Annotated in this window: 26 protein-coding genes; 10 read left to right on the top strand and 16 right to left on the bottom strand. The window is 70.9% G+C overall.

The annotated features are described in order from the left end of the window. Positions 1 to 90: 90 nt before the first annotated feature. The 4 genes from mimD to AB0K15_RS31715 form a co-directional block, all read right to left on the bottom strand. Positions 91 to 441, bottom strand: coding sequence for a propane 2-monooxygenase effector subunit MimD (gene mimD / locus AB0K15_RS31730; RefSeq protein ID WP_360603108.1), 351 nt, complete (start codon positions 439 to 441; stop codon positions 91 to 93). Then, complete coding sequence (locus AB0K15_RS31725; protein WP_364058648.1) at positions 438 to 1,541, bottom strand: aromatic/alkene monooxygenase hydroxylase subunit beta; 1,104 nt, start codon at positions 1,539 to 1,541, stop codon at positions 438 to 440. Before AB0K15_RS31725 ends, mimD begins: the two co-directional genes overlap by 4 nt. 54 nt (positions 1,542 to 1,595) lie before the next feature. Then, entirely contained in the window at positions 1,596 to 2,645 is a 1,050-nt protein-coding gene (locus AB0K15_RS31720; protein WP_364058645.1) for an FAD-binding oxidoreductase, read from the bottom strand. Between the two features lie 89 nt (positions 2,646 to 2,734). Beyond that, positions 2,735 to 4,372: an aromatic/alkene/methane monooxygenase hydroxylase/oxygenase subunit alpha gene (locus tag AB0K15_RS31715; RefSeq protein WP_364058642.1), complete on the bottom strand. Its 1,638-nt coding sequence runs from the start codon at positions 4,370 to 4,372 to the stop codon at positions 2,735 to 2,737. Positions 4,373 to 4,713: 341 nt separating this feature from the next. On the opposite strand from AB0K15_RS31715, the gene AB0K15_RS31710 reads away from it, so the two are divergent. Continuing rightward, positions 4,714 to 6,432 carry a helix-turn-helix domain-containing protein gene (locus tag AB0K15_RS31710; RefSeq protein ID WP_364058639.1) on the top strand — a complete coding sequence of 573 codons (1,719 nt, stop codon included), beginning with the start codon at positions 4,714 to 4,716 and terminating at the stop codon, positions 6,430 to 6,432. A 46-nt stretch (positions 6,433 to 6,478) separates the two neighbouring features. Beyond that, complete coding sequence (locus tag AB0K15_RS31705) at positions 6,479 to 7,021, top strand: enoyl-CoA hydratase-related protein (protein ID WP_364058636.1); 543 nt, start codon at positions 6,479 to 6,481, stop codon at positions 7,019 to 7,021. 21 nt (positions 7,022 to 7,042) lie between these two features. Here AB0K15_RS31705 and AB0K15_RS31700 read toward each other — a convergent pair whose 3' ends face one another. Further along, positions 7,043 to 8,074, bottom strand: coding sequence for an LLM class flavin-dependent oxidoreductase (locus tag AB0K15_RS31700; RefSeq protein WP_364058633.1), 1,032 nt, complete (start codon positions 8,072 to 8,074; stop codon positions 7,043 to 7,045). Positions 8,075 to 8,222: 148 nt separating this feature from the next. On the opposite strand from AB0K15_RS31700, the gene AB0K15_RS31695 reads away from it, so the two are divergent. Further along, the gene (locus AB0K15_RS31695) at positions 8,223 to 8,738 is read left to right on the top strand and encodes a L,D-transpeptidase (RefSeq protein ID WP_364058630.1); all 516 of its coding nucleotides are present in this window, start codon (positions 8,223 to 8,225) and stop codon (positions 8,736 to 8,738) included. A gap of 37 nt (positions 8,739 to 8,775) precedes the next feature. Here AB0K15_RS31695 and AB0K15_RS31690 read toward each other — a convergent pair whose 3' ends face one another. From AB0K15_RS31690 to AB0K15_RS31675, 4 genes are all read right to left on the bottom strand, one after another. Continuing rightward, on the bottom strand, positions 8,776 to 10,071 hold the full coding sequence (locus AB0K15_RS31690) for an NAD(P)/FAD-dependent oxidoreductase (protein WP_364058627.1): 1,296 nt from the start codon (positions 10,069 to 10,071) through the stop codon (positions 8,776 to 8,778). An 87-nt stretch (positions 10,072 to 10,158) separates the two neighbouring features. Beyond that, entirely contained in the window at positions 10,159 to 10,572 is a 414-nt protein-coding gene (locus tag AB0K15_RS31685; RefSeq protein WP_364058624.1) for a VOC family protein, read from the bottom strand. Positions 10,573 to 10,759: 187 nt separating this feature from the next. Then, positions 10,760 to 11,545 carry a SigB/SigF/SigG family RNA polymerase sigma factor gene (locus AB0K15_RS31680; RefSeq protein WP_364058621.1) on the bottom strand — a complete coding sequence of 262 codons (786 nt, stop codon included), beginning with the start codon at positions 11,543 to 11,545 and terminating at the stop codon, positions 10,760 to 10,762. Next, complete coding sequence (locus AB0K15_RS31675; protein ID WP_364058618.1) at positions 11,542 to 11,994, bottom strand: ATP-binding protein; 453 nt, start codon at positions 11,992 to 11,994, stop codon at positions 11,542 to 11,544. Before AB0K15_RS31675 ends, AB0K15_RS31680 begins: the two co-directional genes overlap by 4 nt. A gap of 218 nt (positions 11,995 to 12,212) precedes the next feature. Here AB0K15_RS31675 and AB0K15_RS31670 point away from each other — a divergent pair, with 218 nt between their 5' ends. Both AB0K15_RS31670 and AB0K15_RS31665 read left to right on the top strand, forming a co-directional pair. After that, a complete protein-coding gene (locus AB0K15_RS31670; protein WP_364058615.1) occupies positions 12,213 to 12,944 on the top strand; it encodes a GAF and ANTAR domain-containing protein in 732 nt (243 codons plus the stop codon). A gap of 83 nt (positions 12,945 to 13,027) precedes the next feature. Further along, positions 13,028 to 13,561, top strand: a complete 534-nt coding sequence (locus tag AB0K15_RS31665) for a bifunctional nuclease family protein (protein WP_364058612.1) — start codon at positions 13,028 to 13,030, stop codon at positions 13,559 to 13,561. A gap of 232 nt (positions 13,562 to 13,793) precedes the next feature. Here AB0K15_RS31665 and AB0K15_RS31660 read toward each other — a convergent pair whose 3' ends face one another. The 6 genes from AB0K15_RS31660 to AB0K15_RS31635 all read right to left on the bottom strand — a co-directional run bounded on the left by AB0K15_RS31660 (position 13,794) and on the right by AB0K15_RS31635 (position 17,875). Then, entirely contained in the window at positions 13,794 to 13,979 is a 186-nt protein-coding gene (locus AB0K15_RS31660) for a hypothetical protein (protein WP_364058609.1), read from the bottom strand. Positions 13,980 to 14,034: 55 nt separating this feature from the next. After that, positions 14,035 to 14,937, bottom strand: coding sequence for a TIGR03619 family F420-dependent LLM class oxidoreductase (locus AB0K15_RS31655; protein ID WP_364058606.1), 903 nt, complete (start codon positions 14,935 to 14,937; stop codon positions 14,035 to 14,037). Positions 14,938 to 15,029: 92 nt separating this feature from the next. Beyond that, positions 15,030 to 15,455, bottom strand: a complete 426-nt coding sequence (locus tag AB0K15_RS31650) for an STAS domain-containing protein (RefSeq protein ID WP_364058603.1) — start codon at positions 15,453 to 15,455, stop codon at positions 15,030 to 15,032. Positions 15,456 to 15,634: 179 nt separating this feature from the next. Further along, entirely contained in the window at positions 15,635 to 16,132 is a 498-nt protein-coding gene (locus AB0K15_RS31645) for a hypothetical protein (protein WP_364058601.1), read from the bottom strand. A 34-nt stretch (positions 16,133 to 16,166) separates the two neighbouring features. Next, the gene (locus tag AB0K15_RS31640) at positions 16,167 to 16,553 is read right to left on the bottom strand and encodes an STAS domain-containing protein (RefSeq protein ID WP_364058598.1); all 387 of its coding nucleotides are present in this window, start codon (positions 16,551 to 16,553) and stop codon (positions 16,167 to 16,169) included. Between the two features lie 506 nt (positions 16,554 to 17,059). Beyond that, positions 17,060 to 17,875, bottom strand: a complete 816-nt coding sequence (locus AB0K15_RS31635; RefSeq protein WP_364058595.1) for an LLM class flavin-dependent oxidoreductase — start codon at positions 17,873 to 17,875, stop codon at positions 17,060 to 17,062. A 310-nt stretch (positions 17,876 to 18,185) separates the two neighbouring features. On the opposite strand from AB0K15_RS31635, the gene AB0K15_RS31630 reads away from it, so the two are divergent. From AB0K15_RS31630 to AB0K15_RS31610, 5 genes are all read left to right on the top strand, one after another. Further along, entirely contained in the window at positions 18,186 to 19,700 is a 1,515-nt protein-coding gene (locus tag AB0K15_RS31630) for a glycoside hydrolase family 30 beta sandwich domain-containing protein (RefSeq protein WP_364058592.1), read from the top strand. Positions 19,701 to 19,805: 105 nt separating this feature from the next. Beyond that, on the top strand, positions 19,806 to 20,801 hold the full coding sequence (locus tag AB0K15_RS31625) for a zinc-binding alcohol dehydrogenase family protein (protein WP_364058710.1): 996 nt from the start codon (positions 19,806 to 19,808) through the stop codon (positions 20,799 to 20,801). Between the two features lie 71 nt (positions 20,802 to 20,872). Beyond that, entirely contained in the window at positions 20,873 to 21,400 is a 528-nt protein-coding gene (locus AB0K15_RS31620; protein WP_364058589.1) for a PadR family transcriptional regulator, read from the top strand. After that, positions 21,397 to 22,611: a cytochrome P450 gene (locus AB0K15_RS31615; protein ID WP_364058586.1), complete on the top strand. Its 1,215-nt coding sequence runs from the start codon at positions 21,397 to 21,399 to the stop codon at positions 22,609 to 22,611. Before AB0K15_RS31620 ends, AB0K15_RS31615 begins: the two co-directional genes overlap by 4 nt. A 144-nt stretch (positions 22,612 to 22,755) precedes the next feature. Then, a complete protein-coding gene (locus AB0K15_RS31610; RefSeq protein WP_364058583.1) occupies positions 22,756 to 23,448 on the top strand; it encodes a TetR/AcrR family transcriptional regulator in 693 nt (230 codons plus the stop codon). A 35-nt stretch (positions 23,449 to 23,483) separates the two neighbouring features. Here AB0K15_RS31610 and AB0K15_RS31605 read toward each other — a convergent pair whose 3' ends face one another. Then, complete coding sequence (locus tag AB0K15_RS31605) at positions 23,484 to 23,792, bottom strand: helix-turn-helix domain-containing protein (protein ID WP_220241202.1); 309 nt, start codon at positions 23,790 to 23,792, stop codon at positions 23,484 to 23,486. Positions 23,793 to 23,831: the final 39 nt, after the last annotated feature.

Here is a 23,831-nt window from a genome sequence, read left to right as displayed (position 1 = left end):
CGCGGAAGGGCGCCCGGGGACCGGGGCCGGGACGGGTGTGCTCCGTCCCGGCCCGGCCCCCCTCGGCGCGAACCGGTGTCCGTGCGCGGGCTACTCGACCGGTTCGAGATCGAAATCGATGTACTCCGCGGCGTCCTCCGGGTTGGCGAACAGGACCGTCTCGTCGTCGAGGTGGACCATGCGGCCGTAGTGCGTCGACATGATCTCCTCGAAGTCCGGCTGCTCGAAGTCGAAGCCGATCGCCTCGGAGATCTCGTCCCAGTTGAAGACGATCTTGTTCGTGCCGTCCACGCGGATCATGGACGGGTACTCCGCCACCGTGACCCCCGGCTTGCCGCGCATGACCTCAGCCACGACGTAGCCGTTCTGGTTGTTCATCAGGGTGACGCCGCACATGTTCGACGCGGTGCGGTCGACGGTAAACTGCCTGCTCGCGGTCATGAAAGCAGCCCTTTCGGTTCGTCGAGGGAGAGGTCGGAAAGGAGGCTGCGCAGGTTGGTCACCGACGCGTCCCAGGACTCGGAGAAGGTCACGACCTTCTCCTGCGGCTGCGACCAGATCGGCTGCAGCGTGCGGGCGGCGGCCACGGAGACCGGCACCCACTTCTCGAGCCACGACGTGAGCACCTGCTTGTTGTGCGCCGAGTGCTCGGCGTCATTGGTGAGCATGCTGAACAGGGCGCGGGTGTAGCCGCGGTCCCGCTCGTAGTCGTGCTCGCCGGCACCGACGACCGTCGGCGTGACGTAGTCGCCGTTGCGGGCGGCCACCTGCATCACCAGGTGGCTGCGGAAGAGCACACCCACCAGGGACTCGAACACCACGTTGGCGGCGAACAGCGACTCGGCCCAGTCGCCGATCGCGGTCAGGCGCTCCACATTCTCCCGCACGCCCTGCCACGCCGGGTCCTCGTGCCACACCGAGCGGTGCACCGCACCGTCGAAGTCGATGCCCGACTCGGTCAGGTCCAGGTTGTAGAGCGCCAGGTCCTGGGCGAAGCGAAGCTTGTGCGCGGTGTTCACGGCGATCGCGTTGTTGATCATGTTCGTGGGAGCGGACCGCTGCTCGGAGCAGAACACGTGCATGCCGAGACCGTGCTCGGCGTGCATCCAGGCACCCAGGTGCCGCTCCACGAACTTGACCCAGCTCGGCGCCCAGTTGTGGTAGGCGCCGGCCTTCTTCGCGTTCTCGAGGTTGAGCTGGATCTGCCGGACGACGTTGGAGTTGTTCCGGAAGATCGTCTGTTCCCACTCCTCGTTGGGGTCGAGGAACTGGTGCCAGTTGCCGGACTTGAGCTCCGTCCACTCCTTCGGGTAGCCGCCGGGGCCGTCCGCGAAGCCGTAGATCCAGCCCTGCGAGAGGTGGCGGTCGGGGTCGGGCTGGACGTCGAAGGTCACGTCCTCGTACATCGTCGCGCGCAGCTTGCGCGGCTTGAAGTAGTTGTAGCTTCGGCTCTTCGAGCTCGGGAAGTCCAGCAGCCCGGCTTCGGCGCCCGTGAACTCCGGCTTCGGGAAGCTCTGCTGGGGCTTTTCCGTACTGACCATGAGCACACCTCTCTGTGTGTGTGGCCTGCTTCGGGTGGGATCGGCCGGCGGTGGTCAGTCCTCCGCCGCGGCCGTGATCGTGAACTTGTCGTAGAAGACCTGATCTGACGGCACGCCCAGGCTTTCCAGCAGGGGCAGGGCCGCGTCGATCATCGGCGGCGGGCCGCACAGGTACACGTCGCATTCGGCGAGGTTGTCCTCTCGCCGTTCGAGCACCTGGGTCACGAGCCCGGTTTCGCCTTCGCCGTCACCCGGCCAGCCTTCGGGAGCGGTGTCGGACAGACACGGCACGAACCGGAACTTAGGCAGCTGCCGGGCGAGCTCCGCCATCTCGTCGAGGTGGAAGAGGTCCCGCTCGGTGCGGGCGCCGTAGTAGTACACGACCTCCCGCTCGTTGCCGCTTTCCGCCATTTGCCGCAGCAGTGCCAGAATCGGGGACATCCCGGCCCCGCCGCCGACGAAGACCAGCCGCCGGTCGGAGCTGACCCGCAGCGTGAACGTGCCGTACGGCCCGGTCACCTCCAGCGGGTCGCCGGCGGAGAGGGGGCCTTCGAGCAGCCCGGAGAACTTGCCACCGGGGTAGCGCTTGATGATGAACTCGAGGATCCCGTCGGCCACCGTGACGTTGGCCATGGAGAACGAGCGGTGCTCGTCCGTGCCCGGGATCCTGATGTCCACGTACTGTCCGGGGTGGAACCGGATGCCCGCGTCCTCGTCCACCTTGAGGCGGACGAGCGAGATGTCGTGGGTCAGGTCGGTGATCGACTCCACCGTGGTTCCCGCCGTGACGACCGGCAGGCCGGACCGGATCATGTCCTCGTCGTAGTTGGTCAGCTCGATCTCGACGTCGGAGTACGCGTGCCCTCGGCAGAGCAGCACGAACCCTTCCTCGCTTTCGTAGTCGGCCAACGCGAACGTGGAGTACCGGTCCATCTGCAGGTCACCCTCGAGCAAGAAGGACTTGCACGCCGAGCACTGCCCCTCCTTGCAGCCGTGCATGAGCATGACGCCCTGCCGGAAGGCCGCATCGAGGATGGTCTCGTCCTCGTCGGCCTCGATGTCGATGCCGACCGGTTCGAACCGGATCTTGTGCTTGTCGCCCATGGACGCCGCTCCTGGGGATGGGGGTACCCACCGGGGCACCCGGGACTCGAACCCGGGAACCCCGGCGGGGACCGTTTCGGGGTGCGGCCTCAGGCCACCGTGACGTTCGGGTTCGCCTTGTACGCGGCGATGTGCGCCTCGCGCTCGGCGTCCGACATCTTGTTGAGCGCGATGTTCGGGCTGCCGAAGGTGATCCCGCGGACGTCGTTCAGGGTCCACAGCTTCTTCGGGTCGTCGAGGTCGAGGTGCGGCTGCGGGATGAGGGTCTTCCCGTCGTCGCGGACGTAGCCGAGGTCGGAGATGATGTCGGCGAGGTCCATGCCGTCGTAGAGCGTCTCCCACTCGCGCTTGCCGGTGAGCCGGCCCATGTTCGGGGTCTCGCGGCCTTCGTACTCGCCGCGGAACGCCGTGGTGTCGGTCCAGGCGCAGGTATCCGAGCAGTAGGTGCGCCACTGGTTGTCGACCTTCTCGGTCACCATGTCCTCGCGGATGAGGCACGGCACCATGCAGGTCCAGCAGCGGTGCGGGTACTCGTAGCCCACGTTCTCGAACGCGATCGGCTTGTTCTTGCCCGGGTAGCGCAGGCGGTTGTACGCCTCCCACCACTTGCCGAACTGGTTGTACCAGCCCGGGTACTTCGACTCGAACCACTCGAAGTCGGTGTCGGTCATCGGGTCGATGCGCCAGTAGTTCACCGGCCAGCCGGTGGCGAAGAACTGCGCCACGCGGTGCACGTAGTGCTTGTTGATGATCCGGTTCCACGCCTCTTCGACGAGGTCGTGGGGGATCTTCAGCCCGTACTTCTCGAGCGGGATGAGGTAGCTGCGGTAGTAGTCGTCGTAGATCCACCGGCGCCACATCTCCGCGTAGCTGTCGCGGTCCTTGCGGCGGTCCTTCGTGCCGTACTCGATGAAGGTGCCGATGGCCGCGTCGACCACGCAGTGGTTGTTCCACCACGCGTACCGCAGGTCGCGCTCGAGCAGCTGCCGGTTGTCCTCGTCCGCCAGCGCCATCAGCAGGATGGAGTAGCCGTTGCTGATGTGGCGGGACTCGTCGGACTGCACGGAGTGGAACACCGTGGGCAGCAGGTAGTCGCCGTTGGCCGCCGCCTCCGAGGGCATGGCGACGAACAGGGTGTTCGTGAACGCGGTCTCGGCCACCACCGTGAGGTAGATGTTGGCCGCGGTGATCGCGTCACCGGTGATGAAGCCCTCGCCGAACTGCCGGCCGATCGTGCCGGCGTAGTTGTTCGAGAACGCCTTCTCCGTGATGTCGAACCCGGCGGGGTCGATGTAGTGGTTCATGTAGAGGCGCTTGAGGTTCATCTGGATCGTCGAGTGGCGAACCTCGTCGATCATCTGCACCGCGAGGCCGTTGTGCACCTCGGGGTTCGGCACCGCGTCGATCGCCATCGGCATCGCGCGGGCGGCCGAGATCTCCGGGAACGGGATGATGGACAGGAACAGCTTCTGCCACTCCATCCAGCGTTCCTGGACCTGGCGGAACATGTTGCCGCGGATGGCGCCGTCCATGGCGCCGAACACGCGGTTGTCCTTTTCCTCCTCCATCGGGAAGTAGGATCGGAGGATCTGCTTGAGCGGGTCCTTCTTGGGGGCCTTGTCGAACTTGTAGTCGGTCCCGAATCGCTTCGCGGGGGTCGCGAAGGTCGGTTCCCACGACAGTTCCGTGATCTTCTTGTGCGCCTTGCTCAGACTTTGTCGACTCACGCCGTGTACCTCCACCTGATCGCCTCGTCGGCAGTTCCTGGCTCGGCTTGGTTCGCGCCGCTCGCGGGTGGTGATCCGGTCCCCGGCCGCCTGGCCGCCGGGCACCGGATGCAGCTCGCACGTCGCCGTCCGGATGCAGGGAATGACACCGCGAGTACCCTGTGATGGTGGTCTCAATATGAGACAGGCAGTGGTCGACGCTGCGGTTATGGTGACTGGCACACGACGTCGTGTGCCTGGCCGGGGCGCACGACGCCCTACTGCCGGGAGGTGAGGCTTTGACCGACGCAGGCGCCTCCATTTCGTCGCCGGACAGGCTGGCGAACGCCAGGGAGCAGTTCTTGTCCACGGAGGAGGTCGACGCGGAAAGCGTCCGCAAGACGATTCTCGCTTCGTGGTGGCGGTCCCGGACGCACCGGGTGGCCGCCGACCACGTGAGAACTCCGTACGTGGCGGATCCCGACCTCGAGACGCCGCTGCTGCAGAGCGCGGGCGCGGTGCTCGACGCCCTGGAGGACAAGCTGAGCGACCTCGCGGTGAGTGTGGTGCTCACCGACGACCAGGCGCTGGTGCTGGACCGCCGGACGGAGGACCGCGCGCTCGAGCGCTACCTCGACGGGGTGCAGCTCGCGCGCGGGTTCAGCTACGCCGAGGAGTTCGTCGGCACGAACGGGATCGGCACGGCGCTCGAAGGCCGGCAGCCGACCGCTGTCTTCGGTCACGAGCACTACGCGGAGAACCTGGACACGCTGGCGTGCGCGGGCGTGCCCATCCGCCACCCGATCTCGGGCCAGGTCCTCGGCCTGCTGGACCTCACCTGCTGGAAGAAGGACGCCGGCCCGCTGCTGCTGGCGCTGGCCAAGGCGACCGCGCACGACATCGAGACCGAGCTGACCAACCAGGTCGGCCTGCGCGAGCTGAGCCTGTTCTCGGCCTACCTGCGGGCGTGCCGGCGCGGGCAGGGGATCGTGCTCGCGGTCAACAACGACCTCGTGATGCTCAACGACCACGCCCGCCAGCTGCTCGTGCCCGAGGACCAGGCCGCGCTGCTGGCCCGGGCCGTCGAGGCGCTGAGCTCGCAGTCGGACCGCTCGCTGTCGATGGACCTGCCCAGCGGCGCCCGCGCGCGGCTGTCGTACACGCCGGTCTCGAGCGACGTCGGCCCGGCCGGCGGCGTCGTGCGGGCCCGGCTGCTGCAGGAGCCGGAGGTCGTGTCCGCGCGCATCGACACGCGCCAGCCCGTGCTGCCCGGCATCGTCGGCACGGGTGCGTTGTGGGTGCGGGCCTGTCACTCGGTCGGCCGCTTCGCGCGCGACCGGAAGTGGACCGTGGTCGAGGGCGAGCCCGGCAGCGGCAAGCTCGCCATGGCCCGCGCCGCGCACTCCGGCTCGACGGCGAGCGCACCGTGCGAGGTTGTGGAGCTCGACGGCGTCAAGCCGGGGGAGTGGGAGGCCCCGGTGCGCCGCGCGCTGCGCAAGGGCCCGGGCACGGTGGTGTTCCGCCACCTGGACAAGCTGTCGCAGGAGGAGCAGCGGGCACTGGCCGCGGTGCTCGACGACGCGCGGCTCGACGCCCGGGTGTGGGGCGTCGCGACGGTGTCGGAGGGTGAGCAGGACGGTCTCGACACCGACCTGATGCGCCACTTCCCGACGTCGGTCACCGTGCCGCCGCTGCGTCACCACATCGAGGACGTCCGCGTGCTCGTGCCGTTTCTGCTCGCGCAGCTCGGCAAGGGCCCGCTGCTGCACTGCTCGCCGGCCGCGCTGCAGCTGCTGCTGCGCAACGAGTGGCCGGGCAACGTCGCGCAGCTGCGGCAGGTGCTGCGCAAGGTCGTGCACACCCGCCGCGCCGGCGTGATCGAGCCCGAGGACCTGCCCCCGGAGTGCCGCACGGTGGTCAAGCGCGTGCTCAACCCGCTGGAGTCGCTGGAGCGCGACGCGATCGTGCGCAGCCTGCTGGACGCCGACGGGAACAAGTCCCGCGCGGCCCACTCCCTCGGCATGTCGAGGGCCACGATCTATCGCAAGATCCGGGACTACGGCATCGACATCCCGTCGTGAGCCGTCTCGAGCGGGGCGCTGCGATCGGGTGCTGGGAGGACGGCGCATGATCGACCTGGAGCACGACCACGGCGTCGCGGTGGTCCGCATGCACGAGAACCCTTGCGGGAGCATGGTTCCCGAGACACTGGACCGGATCACCGCCGCGCTGGGCTACATCGGCGGCTCGTACGCGGTCGTCCTCACCGGCGGCGACGACGTGTTCGCCCGAGGCTTCGCCGGGGCGGCGGACCGGCTGGAACGGGCGGTGCTGGCCATCGCGAACCACCCGAGCCCCGTCGTAGCCGCGATCGGCGGAGACGCGCTGGGCGCCGGCTACGCCCTGGCGGCCGCCGCCGACCTGCGGGTGATGGCGCAGGGGCGGCTCGGGCTCGGGGCCGCCGCGCCCGTGCCGCCCGCCGTCGAGGCGGTGCTGCGCCACCACGCCGGCCCGGTCTGGCGCACGGTCCGCTCGGGCGAGCGCACGTTCACGCCGGCGGCGGCGCTCGTCGCCGGACTGGTGGAAACGTGTTGCGCCCCAACCGATCTGCTCCACGTGGCGGTGGAGCGGGCGGCGCGCCTGGCCGGCGGGGCGAAGCAGTTCTGCTGAGGCTTTCCCGGTGCCCGGGCCTCAGCCGAACTCCTTGCGGATCTGCGGGAGCACCTCGGTGCCGAGCAGCTCGATCGCCTTCATCACCTTCGCGTGCGGCACACCCGACCAGTCCATCTGCATGGCGTAGCGGTCGGCGCCGGTGAGCTTGCCGACGCTGATGATGCGCTCGGCGACCTCGTTGGGGCTGCCGACGAACAGCGCGCGGGCGCCTTCGGTGTACTGGTCGTACTCACGGCGCGTGGGCACGGCCCAGCCGCGTGAACGCGCGCCCCACTTCATCGTCTCGAGCCAGTACGGGTAGAAGGTTTCCTTGGCGTCCTGGGAGTTCTCGGCGACGAAGCCGATGGCGCCCATCGTCACGTCGTGCTCGTCGTCGGCGTGCTCGCCGGCCGCGGCCGCGCGGCGGTAGAGGTCCACGAGCGGCGCGAAGCGTTCCGGCTCGCCGCCGATCACGGCGTAGACCACGGGCAGGCCGAGGAGCCCGGCGCGGATCGAGGACTCCGGGTTGCCGCCGGTGCCGACGGAGATGCGCAGGCGCCGGCCGTACGGGCGCGGGTAGATGTGCGCGTCGTTCAGCGGCGGGCGGAAGCGGCCCGACCACGTGATCGGGTCCTCGCGGTCGATGAGCAGCAGGAGGGCGAGCTTCTCCTCGAACAGCTCGTCGTAGTCGCCGAGGTCCGCGCCGAACAGCGGGAACGACTCGGTGAACGACCCGCGTCCGGCGAGCAGCTCCGCGCGGCCGCGGCTGAGCTGGTCGAGCGTGGTGAACTGCTGGTACACGCGCACCGGGTCCTCGGTGGAGAGAACCGTGACCGCGCTCGCGAGCGTGATGTGCTCGGTGACGCTCGCCACCGCGGCCAGCACGGTGGCCGGGTTCGAGATGGCGTAGTGCTCCAGGTGGTGCTCGCCCAGGCCGTAGAACCCGAGCCCGAGCTCGTCGGCGAGCTTGATGCGCTCCACCGTCTCGGCGAGCCGCTGCGCCACCGACACCTGTTCACCGGTCACCGGGTCGGGCGTCCGGTCGCCGAAGCTGTAGATACCGAGTTCCATGTCCACTTCCTCGCGAGGTCCTGGCGTCGAACCTACCAGGCTTTGCTGACACATCAACATTTGGCGCCGGTAATGTCTGCGGTCACGGACTCAACCTTCCCGCCCGCTCACCCGTTGATCACGGGGGACCGGACGACAGGAGTTGTCGATGCAGGTGAAGACCTTCGCGGCGGGAGTGCTTGTGGCCGCCGCGACCGTGCTGACGGCGTGCGCGGCGCCGCAGGCGGCCACCACGCCGCTGGCCGAGACCTCGAGCCTCGCGCCCGCCACCACCGAGACCACGCCTACCTCGACCGCCCCGCCACCGCCTCCGCCCCCGCCGTGCGCGGTCAGGACCGGCGCGTGCGCGAGCCTGTCGCTGCGGCTCGCGTGGCTGCTCAAGGACGGCGCGGTCGTGTACGGCCCGGTGGCGATGGAGCCGGGCGACGCGAGTCAGCCCACGCCCGTCGGCAGCTTCAAGGTCGCGTGGAAGGACAAGGTGCACACCAGCAGCGAGTACGGCGACCCGATGCCGAACTCGGTGTTCTTCGCGGCCGGCGGGATCGCGTTCCACGCCGGGCCGTTGGACAAGCCCTCGCACGGCTGCATCCACCTGACCGACGCCGACTCGGAGGTGTTCTTCGCCGGGCTGCCGGTGGGCGCGTCCGTCGAGGTCAAGGCCTGATCGGTCCACTGTGGATCCGAAGTGGTCCACTATGGACTCAGTGTCGGCGGTGCGGCACCTCGGGGGAGTCGGTGTCGAGCGGCACGGACGAGCCCCGGACGAGTCCCAGCTGGACCGTCGGGCGGCGGCTCACCGTCGTGAGCGCCCAGTTGGTGGCGGTGCGCAGGCGGTTGCCCGGCATCGCGAGCAGGTGGTACGCGCGGGTCACGATCTTCGCGGGCCAGCCCGAAAGCGGCACGTGCAAGGGGTTGGCCGCCGCACGGCCCGTGCCCAGGTCGACCACGAACCCGAGGTCGTGGTGGCGGTAGGTGCCGGGGCGGCCGTACCCGAGTGACGCGGCGACGTTGGTCCCCGCGAGCTTGCCCTGCCGTTCCGCGTGCTGCGCGGTCATGGCCGTGTACTGCCCGGGCCGCGTCAGATCGGGCACGGCCGCCACGTCGCCGCACGCGAACACGTCCGGGTAGCCCGGCACACCGAGCCGCGGGGTCACGACGACGCGGCCCTGGGCGGTGGGCAGGCCGACGTCGGCGACGAGCGGGTCGGGCCGCACCCCGACACACCACACCAGCGACCGCGTCGGGACGCGTTCCCCCGAGGTGAGCGTGACTTCGTCGGCGGTGGCGTCCTTCACCGACGTCTTCGTCAGCACCTCGACGCCGCGCTCGCGCAGCACCGCGTCGGCGGTCCGGCCCAGGCGTGGCGACAGCTCGGGCAGCACGCGGTCGGCGATGTCGAGCAGCAGCCAGCGCACCGGCTGCCCCGTGAGCTCGGGGTGGCGCGCGACGAGCGCGTCGGTGAACGCCGGGCCCTGGACCGCGACCTCGGTGCCGGTGTAGCCGGCGCCCACGACGACGAACGTGCAGCGAGCCGTGCGTTCCTCCGGATCGTCGGCCGCGGCGGCGAGCTCGATCTGCCGGGTGATGTGGTCGCGCAGGTAGAGCGCCTCCGGCACCCCGCGGAACCCGTGGGCGGTCTCGGCGACGCCGGGGATCGGCAAGAGCTTGTTCACGCTGCCGGCGGCGAGCACGAGCCGGTCGTAGGACAGCTCGTGGGTGCGGTCCTCCGGGTCGGTGTAGCCCACGTTGTGCGCGTCGAAGTCCACAGTGGTCACCGTGCCGAGCGCGAGCCGCACGCCGCGCAGGGTGCCGGGGATCGAGACGGTGATGCTGCGCGGGTCGAGCAGCCCGGCCGAGACCTCCGGCAGCAGCGGCAGGTAGAGGAAGTAGTCGGTGGGGTTGACGACCACCACTTCCACGTCGTCGCCCGCGGTCCTGCGCAGCCGTTTGGCCGCGTTGTACCCGGCGAACCCGCCCCCGACGACCACGACCCGCATCACGTCTCCTCCCGGTTCGGCTGCTCGGACACGCGGCGGGCACCCGGCGGCGGAGCGCGGCATCCCGCGCTCCGCCGCCGGGTGCGCTCAGCCCTGCGGCTGCGTGATGTTGACCATCCAGCCGATGTCGAACTTGTCGACGCACATGCCGAACTCGTCGCCCCACATCTGCTTTTCCAGCGGCACCGCGACGTTGCCGCCCTCGGAGAGCTTGGCCCAGTAGCCGCGCAGCTGGTCACCGTCGTCGCCGCTGAGGCTCACCGAGATGTTGGTGCCGGGGTTGTGGTCCATGCCCGGCGGCGTGTCGGCCGCCATCAACGTGAACCCGTTCTCGGTCTCGAGCTGGGCGTGCATGATGTTGTCCGCCGCGGGGGAGTCCGGCATGCCGGATTCCCCGAACGTGTTCACGGTCAGCGTCCCGCCGAACACGTCCCGGTAGAACTCCATCGCCTGCCGGGCGTCGTCGCGGAAGCTGATGTACGGGTTGAGGATCGAAGCCACCGGACACTCCTTCGTCGTGGACGGGAATGAATCCTCGCAGAAGACGAAGGGGTGGACAACGGGGTCGCTCCGGCGGGTGAAGAAATCGCGCATCCGTAACGGATTCAGGTGTTGCGCGAGCGGGACTTCCGTTGCCGTGTGGCGTTTTCCGGTGTTCTCGGTGAAAAGATTTCGGTTATTGCCGTGCTCACGGGTCGGTGGTGAGTTTTCCGCGAAGTTGTTCCAGGGTCTGTGACAGCAGGCGCGAGACGTGCATCTGGGAAATGCCCACGCGGTCGGCGATCTGCGTTTGCGTGAGACCGCCGAAGAAGCGCATCACGAGGATCGCGCGTTCGCGCGGGGGCAGTTCGCGAAGCAGCGGTTGCAGCGCCTCGTGGTTTTCGATGTGCTCGAGTTCCGCGTCCTCCTCGCCGAGGGTGTCCGCGAGCGAGAGGGGCTCGGCGTCGTCGTGCACGGGCTTGTCGACCGACAGCGTCTGGTACGCGTTGCCGGCGATGAGACCCTCGTGGACTTCGCCGACCTCGAGCCCCAGGTGCTCCGCGAGCTCGGTCGGCGTCGGCGCGCGGCCGAGGGTCTGCGACAGCGCGCTCGAGCCGTGGCTCAGCGCGAGGTGCAGTTCCTTCAGGCGGCGCGGCACGCGCACGGACCAGCCGGTGTCGCGGAAGTGGCGGCGGATCTCGCCCATGATCGTGGGCACGGCGAAGGACAGGAAGTCCGGGCCGCGGTCGGGGGTGAACCGGTCGATGGCGTTGATCAGCCCGATGCGGGCCACCTGCACGAGATCCTCGCGCGGCTCGCCGCGGCCGGTGAAGCGCGTGGCGATGTGCTCGGCGACCGGGAGGAACTCCGTCACCAGCGTTTCGCGCAGGCGCGGGCGGCGCGGATCGTCCGGGTCGAGGGCGGCGAACTCTTCGAACAGCGGCACCGTGTGGGCGTACTCGTCCCGGCGCCGGGTGATCGGTTGCTGGTTCACCTGGCAGTCCCCGGACCCAGCTCGAGGTGGATCGCCAGGGTGTTGCCGGTGGAGTCGTGCCCCGGGGTGCTGGTGGCCGACACGGCGGCGGCCAGCGTCGTGAGCACGTGCCAGCCGAAGCTGTGCTCGCTCGGCAGCCGCGCGTGCCCGGTGCGGGTCTCCACGGTGATCGCGATGCCCTCGGGTGCCACGCGGAAGCGGCACGTCATGGTCTCGCCGAAGTCGGCGAGCTCCACGAGCTGCGCGCACGCCTCGTCGACAGCCATCTTCGCGTCGGCGATCGCGTCGAGCCCGTAGTCGGCGCGCGCGGCCACCGCCTGGGCCAGCATCCGCACCAGGGGGATCTGCCCGGTATCGGCGGGCAGGCGCAGCTCGATCACCTCGTCGAGCAGGTTGTCGACGGCCGGCATCGCGTGGCTCGGCGAGCTGCCGGCTGCTTCGTTCTCCATGAGCCCCGGTTACCCACTCGGCCCGGCTTCGACACCTGGGTTTCTCGCCTCGAATCGGCCGGTGCGGGGGAGTGGCACCGCGTGTCGGACAGGTGATCGGGATGCAGTAATCTCGCCCGAGGACCCGTTAAAGCGCTAGCGGCCAGTGGTGGCGCGCGCCCGGGTCTCGCCTGGTCAGCAGCGCCCTTCAAGTACCCAAGAGAAGGGGCCTGGAAAACATGACCGGCGGCCAGGAACGGCTATCCGCGCGGCTTGACGAAGTCACCGTGGCGATGGAGTCGCTGACCGCGATGCTCGACCACCAGGAACTCGATCTCGGCCAGATGCTGCAGGCGGTCTGCGAGCACGTGGTCCAGGTGGTCGCCGGAGCAGACATGGCCAGCATCACGTTGGTGCGCGACGGGGTCGGGGAGACCGTCGCCAGCACCGACCAGCGAGCGGTGAACTTCGACCGCGAGCAGTACCGCATCGGCGACGGGCCGTGCCTGCGCGCGGCCGAGACGGGCGCGCCCGTGCGGGTCGGGGTCGGCGCGGTGGCCGACCAGTGGCCGCAGTTCGCCTCCGCCGCCGACGAGCTCGGTGTGGCGAGCTTCCTCGCCGCCCCGCTGACCGTCGACGGCGACATGAGCGGCGCGATGAACCTGTTCGGGTTCGGCGAACACGGGTTCAGCGACCTCGAGGTGAAAATCCTGGAGCTCTACACCGCCACGGTGGTGTTCGGCCTGCGCAGCGCGCGGCGCTACTTCGACGCGCAGGAGCTGGTGGCCCAGCTCAACCGCGCGCTGGAGACGAGAGCCGTGATCGACCAGGCGAAAGGCATCCTGATGGCCGCCCACCGCATCACCGCCGAGGAGGCTTTCCAACGGCTCGTGAAGCGTTCGCAGGACGGAAACCGCAAGCTCTACGACGTGGCGGCCGAGTTCGTGGCCGCCGTGTCCAGTTTTACCTGACCCCGCCCCGTTCGGGTACGCGTGCCCGCGCGCGACACTGGGTATGTCCCTGAGGGGGACCAGTCCGGAAGCGGGTGAACCACATGGTGCAAGTGCGGGTCCAGGGTCTCGCCGTCGTCGCCCAGGAGGTGGCGCCGGTGGTGCTGCTGCGCGAGGAAACGGGGCAGCGCCGCTGGCTGGCCATCACCATCGGCGCGCCGGAGGCGCAGGAACTGGCCGCCGCGCAGGAGCAGGTGACCTCGGCCCGGCCGGGCACGGTCGAGCTGATCCTCGAGGTGGTGTCGGCGTTCGGTCGGCATGTGACGAGCGTCGAGGTCACCGAGCTGCGCGACAGCATCTTCCACGCCGACCTGGTGCTCTCGGACGGTGTGCGCGTATCGGCGCGGCCCAGCGACGCGATCGCGGTGGGGCTGCGCGCCCACGCGCCCATCGACGTCGCCGAGGCCGTGCTCGCCGAGGCCGCGGTGGACGTGACAGTGGCGGGCGGCGAGGACCCGGCCGAAGCGCTCGGCGGGGAGCCGGGCGTGGGCACCGAGGACGAGATCCGCCAGTTCCGCGACCTGCTCGACGAGGTCAGCCCCGACGACTTCCGCGACCCCGGCTCCGGGCCCGCCTGAGCGGGAATAGCGATCGCCGCTCGTGATGTTGAACGAGGCGGCCGATGCGCTTCGTGTCCGCCGGGCGCACCCCTCGTCGCAGCGGTGTCTCGTCCGGCTGCCCCGGTATCCGGCCGGCGCCGCGTCGCGCGAACCTGCCGAGAGGCGGGCACAGCGCACCGGCCCCGAGGCGATGGCCCCCGACCTGGCTCCGGTCGGGGGCCATCCTCGTGCCCGGGATGATCGAGGGCGCTCAGCCGCGCAGCTGCGGCGGCTCGCCGTCCACACCGAGGTCGACTTCCGCGTCAAAGGCGTTGTGCTCGTGCCCGGGCAACGGCTGGGCGAGGTCGGTCCCGAGGTCGAAGCCGGCGTGCTCGGCGGCTTCGGCGAGCCCGTCGTTCTCGTCGGACCCGTGCCGGTGGTGGTGGCGCTCGATCATCCCGACATCTTCGGCAGTCCCGACGTCGGCGAACAACCAACGGAGGGTGAACGTGTCACGCGGGCTCGGGGGAGCACTGCCCCAGGATCGTCTTGACGAGCTCCAGCGCGTGGTCGGTGCTGCGTGCGGTGAAGGTGAGGTCCACGAACACGTCGCGAAGGTCGGTGTCCCGGGCGGTGCGCTCGATGGCGCCGACCACGTCGGCCACGCCGGCGCCGGCCCGCGGGTAGACGCGCAGGATCGCGCCCAGCTCCGCCGGGTCCCGGCCGGCTTCCGCGGCCAGCTGCCGCAGGTTCGCCAGCGGCGCGACGATCGCGGTCGCCGGGTCGTACTCGGCCGGCGGCGTGATCACCGGCAGCCAGCCCGCCGCCCGCCGCGCGATCCGGCGCATCGCGGCCGGCGCGTACCCGGCGAGGTACACCGGCGGCGTGCGGACCGGCTTGAACGAGTCGTGGGTCTCGGGCACGGTCCAGTGCCGGCCGCGGTACTCGGCGGGATCGGTGGTCCACAGCGCTTCGAGGGCGTCGAGGCATTCGTCGAGGCGCGCGCCGCGTTCGGTCATCGGCACGTTCACGGCCTCGTACTCCTCGGGAGACCAGCCCGTGCCCAGCCCCGGGACCAGCCGGCCGCCGCTGAGCGCGTCGATCGTGGTGAGCGACCGCGCCAGCAGGGCGGGCGGGTACCAGGGCGCGTTGAGCACGTTGGTGCCGAGCCGCACCCGCTCGGTCACCGCGGCCGCGGCGGCCAGCAGCGCGAACGGGTCGAGCCGCACGGCGAACTCGGCCGGGATCGCGTCGGAGCCGCCGTAGCCGACCGTCGGGTGCACCGGCGCGAGCAGGCGGTCGCCGACCCAGAGGCTCGCGGCGCCGAGCTCCTCGGCGCGCCGGGCGAAGCGGGTGACGCCCGAGCCGTCTCCGGCGAACGGGCCGAACTGGGGCAGGGTGAAACCGATGCGCATGGAAGTCTCCCGGCGTCCGCTGTGGTGGTCCCCGCGGTGATCTTGCCACCGGATCCGGGGTTCGCGGCCGCGGATGTGCGCCGGGGAACCTCTCAGGTGGTGAGCCGCCGCTGGCCGGGGACGCCGACGGGCGAGAGACCCGTGGCGGCGCCCGGGCGTTCGCAGCCGAGCGGCATGAGCTCGAGCAGGCGGCGAGCGGCGTGCGAGTGGCCGGGGTCGACGTAGAAGTCGGTGTCGAACAGCTGCGCCAGCAGCTGCATGCGGCGCAGGACCTTGAGACCGGCGACGGCGAGGAACGTGGTGCGGCTGAGGTCGATGATCACCACGCCGACCGTGCTGCGGATGCGGGCTTCGACGACTTCGGCGAGGTGGGGCGCGGTGCAGAGGTCGACCTCGCCGACCACCTCCACCACGGAAGCACCCGGGACGGGCCGGTGGACGTGCAGGCTGAGCAGGCGTTTCGGGTCGGCGTGGCCGATCCCGGCGGAAGGAGCTTTCGTGCGGCGTAGGGCGCTCATGGCGGCCCGCCTCTCGTAGGCCGCGCACCGGGTGGCGGCCGACGAGGGCCGGAGTTCGGGCATCCCAGCCGATCGGCGCCAACGCTCCCGGAGCACGGTGAAAATCGCGGCGGCTGGTGGCTCAACCAAGACCCAGAGTAGTGCACGTGCACTAGAGCCGCCAGCCACCGCCGGAGTGGTTACCGCCGAACCTGCCTGCCCGCCGCGATGTAGGCGTTGGAATCGCCGAGGAACGAGAACACGACGCCGATCACGGCCGCCAGCGCCGAGAGGTAGCTCAGCCAGGTGCCGCCGTCGCCCGTGATGAGCGACAGGACCTGCAGCGCCGTGAGCACGGTCAGCACGATCCGCGCCCAGTTGCGCCCGGCCCGTAGCTTCACCGCGAAGAGCAGGTACAGCAGCGCGATGACGATCGCGATGACAACCGCCACGACGAGCGCGATGTTCGCGCCCTGTTCGAGCTGGGACTGGCTGAGGTTGGGGTTGGTGCGGCGGGCGGCGTCGACGAGTTCGTCCTTCTGCCCGAACAGCAGCAGAGCGCCGACGATGCCGATCACGGTCGAGACGACGAACGCCCAGAACGCGACCATGATGGTGCTGGGCGCGGCCGGACGTGGGGGTTCACTGGAGGAAGGGGGCTGGTCGGACCCCTCGGGAAACCGCGGCAGATCGCTCATGTGAGGACATTAGGCCCACCGCCGCGGCCCCGCATCACGACGAGGAGACGGTGCCCGTGGCCGTTTCCAGGGTCGGGTGGATCTCCAGCACCGAGTCGAGGTGCAGCAACCCGATCGGCCGCAGCAGGCCGCGCTGCTGGGTCACGATGCGGAACGGGATCCCGGCCTCGGTCGCGCGGCCGCGGACGTCGATCAGCACCGAAAGGCCGCTGGAGTCGCAGAACGGCACCGCGGACAGGTCCACGACGAGCACGTCGGGGCGGGCCTCCATGGCGGTGACCAGCTGGTCGCGCAGTGCTCCCGAAACCGCGGTGTCGATCTCCCCGGCGGCGGTGACCACCGCCGTGCCGCCGGCGGTCGTGGTGGTGATGTCGAGCGTGGGCAGGCGTCGCGCGCCGGCCGCTCTGAGGTCGTCGGTCACGACGGGTTCCCTCCGCGGTCGCGGACCCGCTGGGCCGGACGAGCTCCCCGCGGGCCCGATGCCCGGCCAGCGGCCGGGACAGGGTCTGGTGACGGCTGGGTGCTCAACCGTGGTTCGTCCCGAAAATATCAGCCCCGGCCCGGCCGGGCAGAACAAGCGTTCACCGGCGTGGCGGGCCGGTCTTGGCGATGGGTGGGGACCGGGGGGGTCGACGTCGGGGGAGTCGTGTCGGTGGGTCTGGCCGGTGGGGGGAGGGCGTTGAGGCCGGTGGCCGGGGGTTCGGCCGGTCGTCACTGGTGTGGTGGGCCGGTCTCGGCGACGGGTCGGGACGAGGCGAGGGGGGCGAAGTCGAGGGGTCGGCGCCGGCGGGTCCGGCCGATGGCGGGGGTTCGTCCGGGGCTGCGGGCCCGGGCGTTCCGTGGCGTCATCGCGCCGTCGGCACCGGCCCTTGCCGGTCGGCCTCGACCTCGTCGTCGTCGGCCCGATGGCACGCACCGGCCGCGACCTCACGCTCGGTGTGGTGGTCCGGCGTCGACGACCGTGAGCGAGAGGTCGAGGGGGTCGAAGTGGATCAGGGATTCGAGCCACCACGTCATGCCCGCCTCGGTCAGTGCGCCGAGGTCGACCGTCGGGGGTTGGTCCCAGGCCGGGCTGGCGTTGCCGGCCACCGCGACGTCGAAGGGGCGGTCGGGGGGACGCACGGCGCTGACCAGCCGGGCCAGCTCCTCCGGTGCCGGCGGATGGGGGCCGGCGAGGGGGAAGATGCCGTCGCCCGCGGCGGCGCGGGCGAGGACGCGCGGGTGGTCGGTGGACATCGCGGTCCAGATCGGGATGGGGTGCGGCTCGGGCACGCCGGCGTCGAGGTCGACGTGCAGGTGCTCGCCGCGGTGGTGCACCTCGGCGCCCGACCAGATCGCGCGCACGACCGCCAAGGCCTCGTCGAACTTCGCCGAGCGGGGGCCCAGAGGTTCGCCGAAGCGGCTGAAGTCGCCGGTCTCGTCGGAGCCGAGGCCGGTGCCGAGGATTAGCCGTCCGCGCGAGAGCCGGCTGACGGTCGAGGCCTGCCGGGCGAGCACCCACGGCCGCCGCCGCGCCGGGGGAGTGACCATCGGGCCGAGGCGGATCGTGCCGGTCGCCTGGGCGATCGCGCCGAGCGTGGTCCACGGGTCCGCGATCGGCGGCGCGCCGGGCACGACGTGGTCCCACAGGAACACCCCGTCCCAGCCGGCGGCCTCGGCCCGCACGGCGAGCTCGACGAGCACCGCCGGATCGCCGAACGGTCCGAACGGCGGCAGGTACAGGCCGTGGCGCAGGGTGCTCACCGGCGTCTCCTCACGGATGGGTGCGGGAATCCGGCCACCGTAACGAGTCCGCGTTCAGCGGGCTGAATTGCCTTGCCCGGCAACGGGAACGCGCCCGGGCGGGTGCCGGTCAGCGGCACGAGAGGGGGCCGGACGTGCGGACAAACCGCCTGAACGAAGGGAAACCGGGGCGGGGATCTTGTCACCGCGCCCGCGGTTTGGTTGTGTCGGTGCGGACCCCGGTCGCGGCCGCCAACGCGGGCACGGGTTCCCCACGACACCGATCAGGTGCCGGGTCCGCTGGGTTTTCCCCGTGAACGAAGGAATCTGCATGCCGCGCTTGCGAAGAGTGCTGTGTTCGGTGACGGCCGCGGCGGCCGCCGTGACCGTGGCGGCCGGGTCGGCGACCGCCGCCTCGGGACCCGAGATCACGTCGGCCGCTCAAAACCCGGCTGCCCAGGCTCCGGCAGCCGTGTCGCGGACCGTCCACGAGTGGCTCACGAACCCCGGCGATGCCACGCCCGTCGACACGCAGCTGAGCTGGCAGAGCCCGGCCGCGGCGGCGCCGACGACGGTCCGCGTCGATCCGAACGTGAAGTTCCAGACCGTGTCCGGTTTCGGCGCGGCCATCACCGACTCGTCGGCCCACGTGCTCTACGGCCTCACACCGGGCAACCGCGACGAGGTCATGAAGAACCTCTTCGATCCGCGCGCCGGCGCGGGCATCAGCTTCCTGCGCCAGCCCATCGGCGCGTCGGACTTCGCGGTCGGCCAGGACTACAGCTACGACGATCTCCCGGCCGGGCAGACCGACTACGACATGAAGCACTTCTCCATCGCCCACGACGAGGCGCAGATCCTCCCGCTCGTGCGCCAGGCGAAGAAGCTCAACCCGCAGCTGGAGATCGTCGCGAGCCCGTGGAGCATGCCGGGCTGGATGAAGACGTCCGGCTCGATGATCGACGGCAAGCTCATCGACTCGCCGAAGATCTACCGCGCCTACGCGCTCTACCTCGTGAAGTTCGTGCAGGCCTACCGCAAGGCGGGCGTGCACGTGGACTACCTGACCGTGCAGAACGAGCCGCAGGCCCTGGAGCGCAACAACTACCCGGGCACCGACCTGCCGTGGCAGCAGGAGGCGAAGGTGATCGAGGCCCTCGGCCCCGCCCTGCGCGCCGCGGGGCTCGACACGAAGATCCTCGGTTTCGACCACAACTGGAGCGAGCACCCCGGTGACATCGCCTCGCACCAGCGGGCGGGGGAGGACCCGCAGCCGGAGTACCCGTACGACCTGCTCTCCACCCCGGCCGCGAAGTGGCTGGCCGGCACCGCCTACCACTGCTACTACGGCTCGTCCGACGCGCAGACGCCGCTCAAGGCGTCCTTCCCCGGCAAGGACATCTTCATGACCGAGTGCGAGGGCGGCGACTCGTCCACGATCCTCGGCGTGATGCGGAACTGGGGCCGCAGCTCGATCGACTGGAACATCGCGCTCGACGAGAACCACGGCCCCCACCTGGGCGGCTGCGGCACCTGCAACGGCACGATCACGGTCGACTCGCAGACGAAGGCCGTGACCTACAACGACCAGTACCGCGACATCGAGCACTTCTCGAAGTTCGTGCCGCCGGGCTCGGTGCGCATCGCCTCGTCCGTGGTCTACACCAGCGGGACCAGCACGCCGATCGAGGCGGTCGCGTTCACGACCCCCGACCGCTCGACCGCCGTGGTCGCGCTGAACACCGCGAAGACCGAGCAGAAATTCACCGTCGTCTCCGGTGACCGCTCGTTCGACGCGACCGTGGGCGCCGGCGCCACCGTCACCTTCCAGTGGAGCGGCCGCTGACCGACCGGGTGGTGCGGGGCGGCGGACGACCCGCCGCCCCGCGCCGCGCGCGGTACGTTCGGGTTCCCGGACGAAGGAGTGGCGATGACGGGACTGCCGGCCACCATGCGGTCGTGGCGCGTCACGGCGCCGGGGCCGATCGGCACCGGACCGCTGACGCCCGCGAGCGGACCCGTGCCCGAACCGGCGCCCGGTGACCTGCTCGTGCGGGTGCTCGTGTGCGGTGTGTGCCGCACCGACCTCCACGTCGCGGAAGGGGATCTGCCCGTGCACCGGCCGGCGGTGACACCGGGACACGAGGTGGTCGGCGAGGTCGTCGCCCTGGGTGAAAATCCGGGCGACGCCTTCGCGATCGGTGACCGCGTGGGCATCGCCTGGCTGCGCCACACGTGCGGCACGTGCAAGTTCTGCTTGCGGGGCGCGGAAAATCTGTGCCCCGAGTCGCGCTACACGGGCTGGGACGCCGACGGCGGCTACGCCGAGTACGCCGTGGTGCCCGCGGACTACGCCCACCGCCTGCCCGCCGGCTACGGCGAAGACGAGCTCGCGCCGCTGCTGTGCGCCGGGCTCATCGGCTACCGCGCGCTGATGCGGGCCGAAGTGCCCGAAGGCGGGCGCCTCGGCGTGTACGGCTTCGGCGGCAGCGCGCACCTCGCCACGCAGGTGGCCCTCGCTCGGGGCGCGACCGTCCACGTGGTCACGCGCGGCCGCGCGGCGCAGCGGCTGGCGCTCGACCTGGGGGCCGCGTCGGCAGGGGAGGGTCCGCCACCCGAGCCGCTCGACTCGGCGATCCTGTTCGCCCCCGCGGGCGGGCTGGTGCCCGTCGCGCTCGCCGCGCTGGACCGCGGCGGCACGCTCGCGATCGCGGGCATCCACCTATCCGACGTGCCCGCGCTGAACTACCAGCGGCACCTGTTCCAGGAGCGGCAGGTCCGCAGCGTCACGGCCAACACGCGGGCCGACGCGCGGGAGTTCCTCGCCTTCGCGGGCCGCCACCGCCTCGAAGTGACCACCCGTCCGTACGCGCTGGCCCGCGCGGACGAGGCTCTCGCGGACCTCGCCGCGGGCCGGTTCACCGGTGCCGCCGTGCTGCGCGCCTGACGGGGATTTTCCGCCGGCGTGACTCGTTCGGCCGTTGATAGGTCACTATGACCTAGGTTACGGTGACCTAGATGTGGATCGACGTCCTGCTGCTCGCGAGCCTCGCCAGGCAGCCCATGCACGGCTACGAGCTGCGCCGGAAGGTCGAGGAGTCGAGCGGCCGGGCGCTGTCCAACAACTCGCTCTACCCGGCGCTGCGCCGCTTTGCCGAGGCGGGCGCGGTCACGCGGAGCGCCGAGACACAGGACGGCAAGCCGCCGCGGCACGTCTACACGATCACCGACGTCGGCCGTGAGCTGTTGCACGACCTGCTCGCGGACCTGCCGCCCGACCTGGCCGGCGACTCGACCGAGTTCCTCTCCCGGCTCGCCGGGTTCGGCCGGCTCGAGCCCGCGGAACGGCTGCGGGTGCTCGACGCGCGGGAAGCGGCGCTCGCCGCACAGGGCGAGCGGCTGGGGAAGCTCGCCGAGGCGCAGGAGGACCCGTGGAGCCGGCTGGTGCTGGCCGAGGTCGGGCGCCGGGCCGAGCAGGAACTGAGCTGGCTCGCGACGGTGCGTGCGCGGGCCCGGAAACCGTCACCCGAGGAGGAAACCCGATGACCACCACCGAGCGTGCGCCGCGGCTGCCGTTCGACCGCCCCAACGTGCTCGAGATCGCGCCGCTGTACCAGGTTCTGCGCCGCGAAGGCCCCATCGCGCGCGTGACCACGCCGGCCGGTGACCCGGCCTGGCTGGTCACTCGGTTCGCCGAAGCCCGTGCGGTGTTCGCCGACCTGCGCTTCGGCCGTTCGCACCCGAAGCCGGAGGAGGCCTCGGCGGTGTCCGACGCCGCGGTGCTGAGCGGTCCGCAGGGCGACTACGAGACCGAAGAGGCCGAGCACGCGCGGCTGCGGCGCCTGCTGGTGCCGGCGTTCTCGGCCAATCGGATGCGCAAGCTCGGCGAGCACATCCAGGAGCTCGCCGACCGGTGTCTCGACGACCTCGAAGCCGCGCACGACGCCGCGGGCGGCGAATCCGTGAACCTGCACGACTTCCTGTCGTTCCCCCTGCCGGTGCTGGTGATCTGCGAGCTGCTCGGCGTGCCGTACGCCGACCGCGACAAGTTCCGCGACCTGTCCGACCGCATCGGCGTGCTCGACAGCGGCGGCGACGCGAAGCTCGCGATGGACGAGTTCGCCGCCTACATGGGCGAGCTGGCGGCCAGGAAGCGCGCGGAGCCCTCGCAGGACGTCGTGTCCGATCTCGTCGCCGCCCAGGCCGACGACCCGACGTTCACCGACGACGACCTCGCCCGGCTGGGCGCGGGGCTGCTCTTCGCCGGCCACGAGACCACGTCGAACCGCATCGACCTCGGCGTGCTGTTCCTGCTCACCGACCTCGCGCGCCGTGACGCACTGGCCGCCGACCCCGAGGGTCGCGTGCACGGCACCGTCGAGGAGATCCTGCGGATGTCCGCGCCGGGTGGCCTGGGCCTGCTGCGCTACGCCCACGAGGACGTCGAGATCGGCGGCGTCGCGATCCGGCGGGGTGACGCCGTGATGATCTCGACCTCGTCGGCCAACCGCGACGCGAGCGTGTTCGCCGACGCCGAGGAGTTCGACGCCGACCGCAAACCCAACTCCCACATCGCGTTCGGCTACGGCGGGTTCTTCTGCATCGGCGCGAGCCTCGCGCGCACCGAGCTGCGCGTGGTGTTCAGCTCCCTGTTCCGCCGCTTCCCGAACCTGCGCCTTGCCGCGGACGTCGACGAGCTCGACGTCCGCGGCAACCGCCTCACGGGCGGGGTCTCGAGCGTGCCGGTCACCTGGTGACCGCGCCGGGCCGCACTCCTGCCGGGGGGTGCGGCCCGCGCCGCGCTGCCGTGGAGTGAGAGCATTGATAGGGATGATCCGTAGCGGCGCTATGACTTGCGTAACAGCGCTACGCAAGCAAGATATCTGAGCTACACTGGGTGCATGGACATCCGCACCCAGATGCTGGAGGCCGCCGAGAAGCTGCTCGACGCCTCGCCCGATCGCGACATCTCCACGCGCGCCGTGTGCGAGGCGGTCGGGGTCGGCGCGCCGATGCTGTACCGCCTGTTCGGCGACAAGAACGGCCTGCTCTCGGCGGTTGTGGACCACGGGTTCGACCGCTACCTGGCCACCAAGCGCGCGGCCGAGCCGTCGGCCGACCCGATCGCCGATCTCAAGAACGGCTGGGACACCCACATCGCCTTCGCGCAGGAGCACCCGGCCGTCTACCGGCTGATGTACTCCCCGGCGTTCACCGAGATCCCGAGTGCCGCGCAGGAGGCGTTGCGGCTGCTGCGGGAGGTGCTCGTGCGCTGCGCCGCCATCGGCCGGCTGCGCGTCGACCCGGACGCCGCCGCGCAGCGCGTGATGTCGGCGAACATCGGGGTGGCGCTGAACATGGTCACCCAGCCGGAGGTCTACACCGATCCCGAGCTGTCCCGGCGCGTGCGCGACGCGGTGCACGACAGCCTCCTCACGCCCGAGGACGGCTCCGGCGAAACGGAGAGCTCGACGGCCCCGCTGCCCACCGCGGCCCTGCAGCTCGCCGCGCTCCTGCGCACCGAGGACACCACCCTCGGCACGGAGGAGACGCAGCTGCTGCTGAAGTGGCTCGACGGCCTGGCCCGCGACTGACGGGTCCGAAGTGGACGGATCGCCCCGGCCGGGGCTCAGGGCTCGGTGAGCACGAGGTCCAGCAGGCCGGGGAAGCGCGCGTCGAACTCGGAGCGCCGCAGCCGGTTGTAGCGGCGCGGCCCGCGGTCGAGCTGTTCGAGCAGGCCCGTGGACCGCAGCACCGCGAAGTGGTGGCTCGCCGTCGCTTTCGACACCGGAAGGTCGAAGGTGCCGCACGCGCGCGAGAAGTCCGGCCCGTCCGAGAGCTCGCGCAGGATCGTGCGGCGCACCGGATCGGTCAGCGCGTCGAGCGCTTGCTGCAACGTCACCTCGGCCGGATCCGTGTGGGTCAGCGTCCGCGCCATGCCGCCTCCCGGCGTTCTCGTGTCACTCCGGCGTCCACC

This window comes from Amycolatopsis sp. NPDC049253 (genome assembly GCF_040678995.1).
Lineage (GTDB): Bacteria > Actinomycetota > Actinomycetes > Mycobacteriales > Pseudonocardiaceae > Amycolatopsis.
This window is presented reverse-complemented; position numbering and strand designations above follow the sequence as displayed.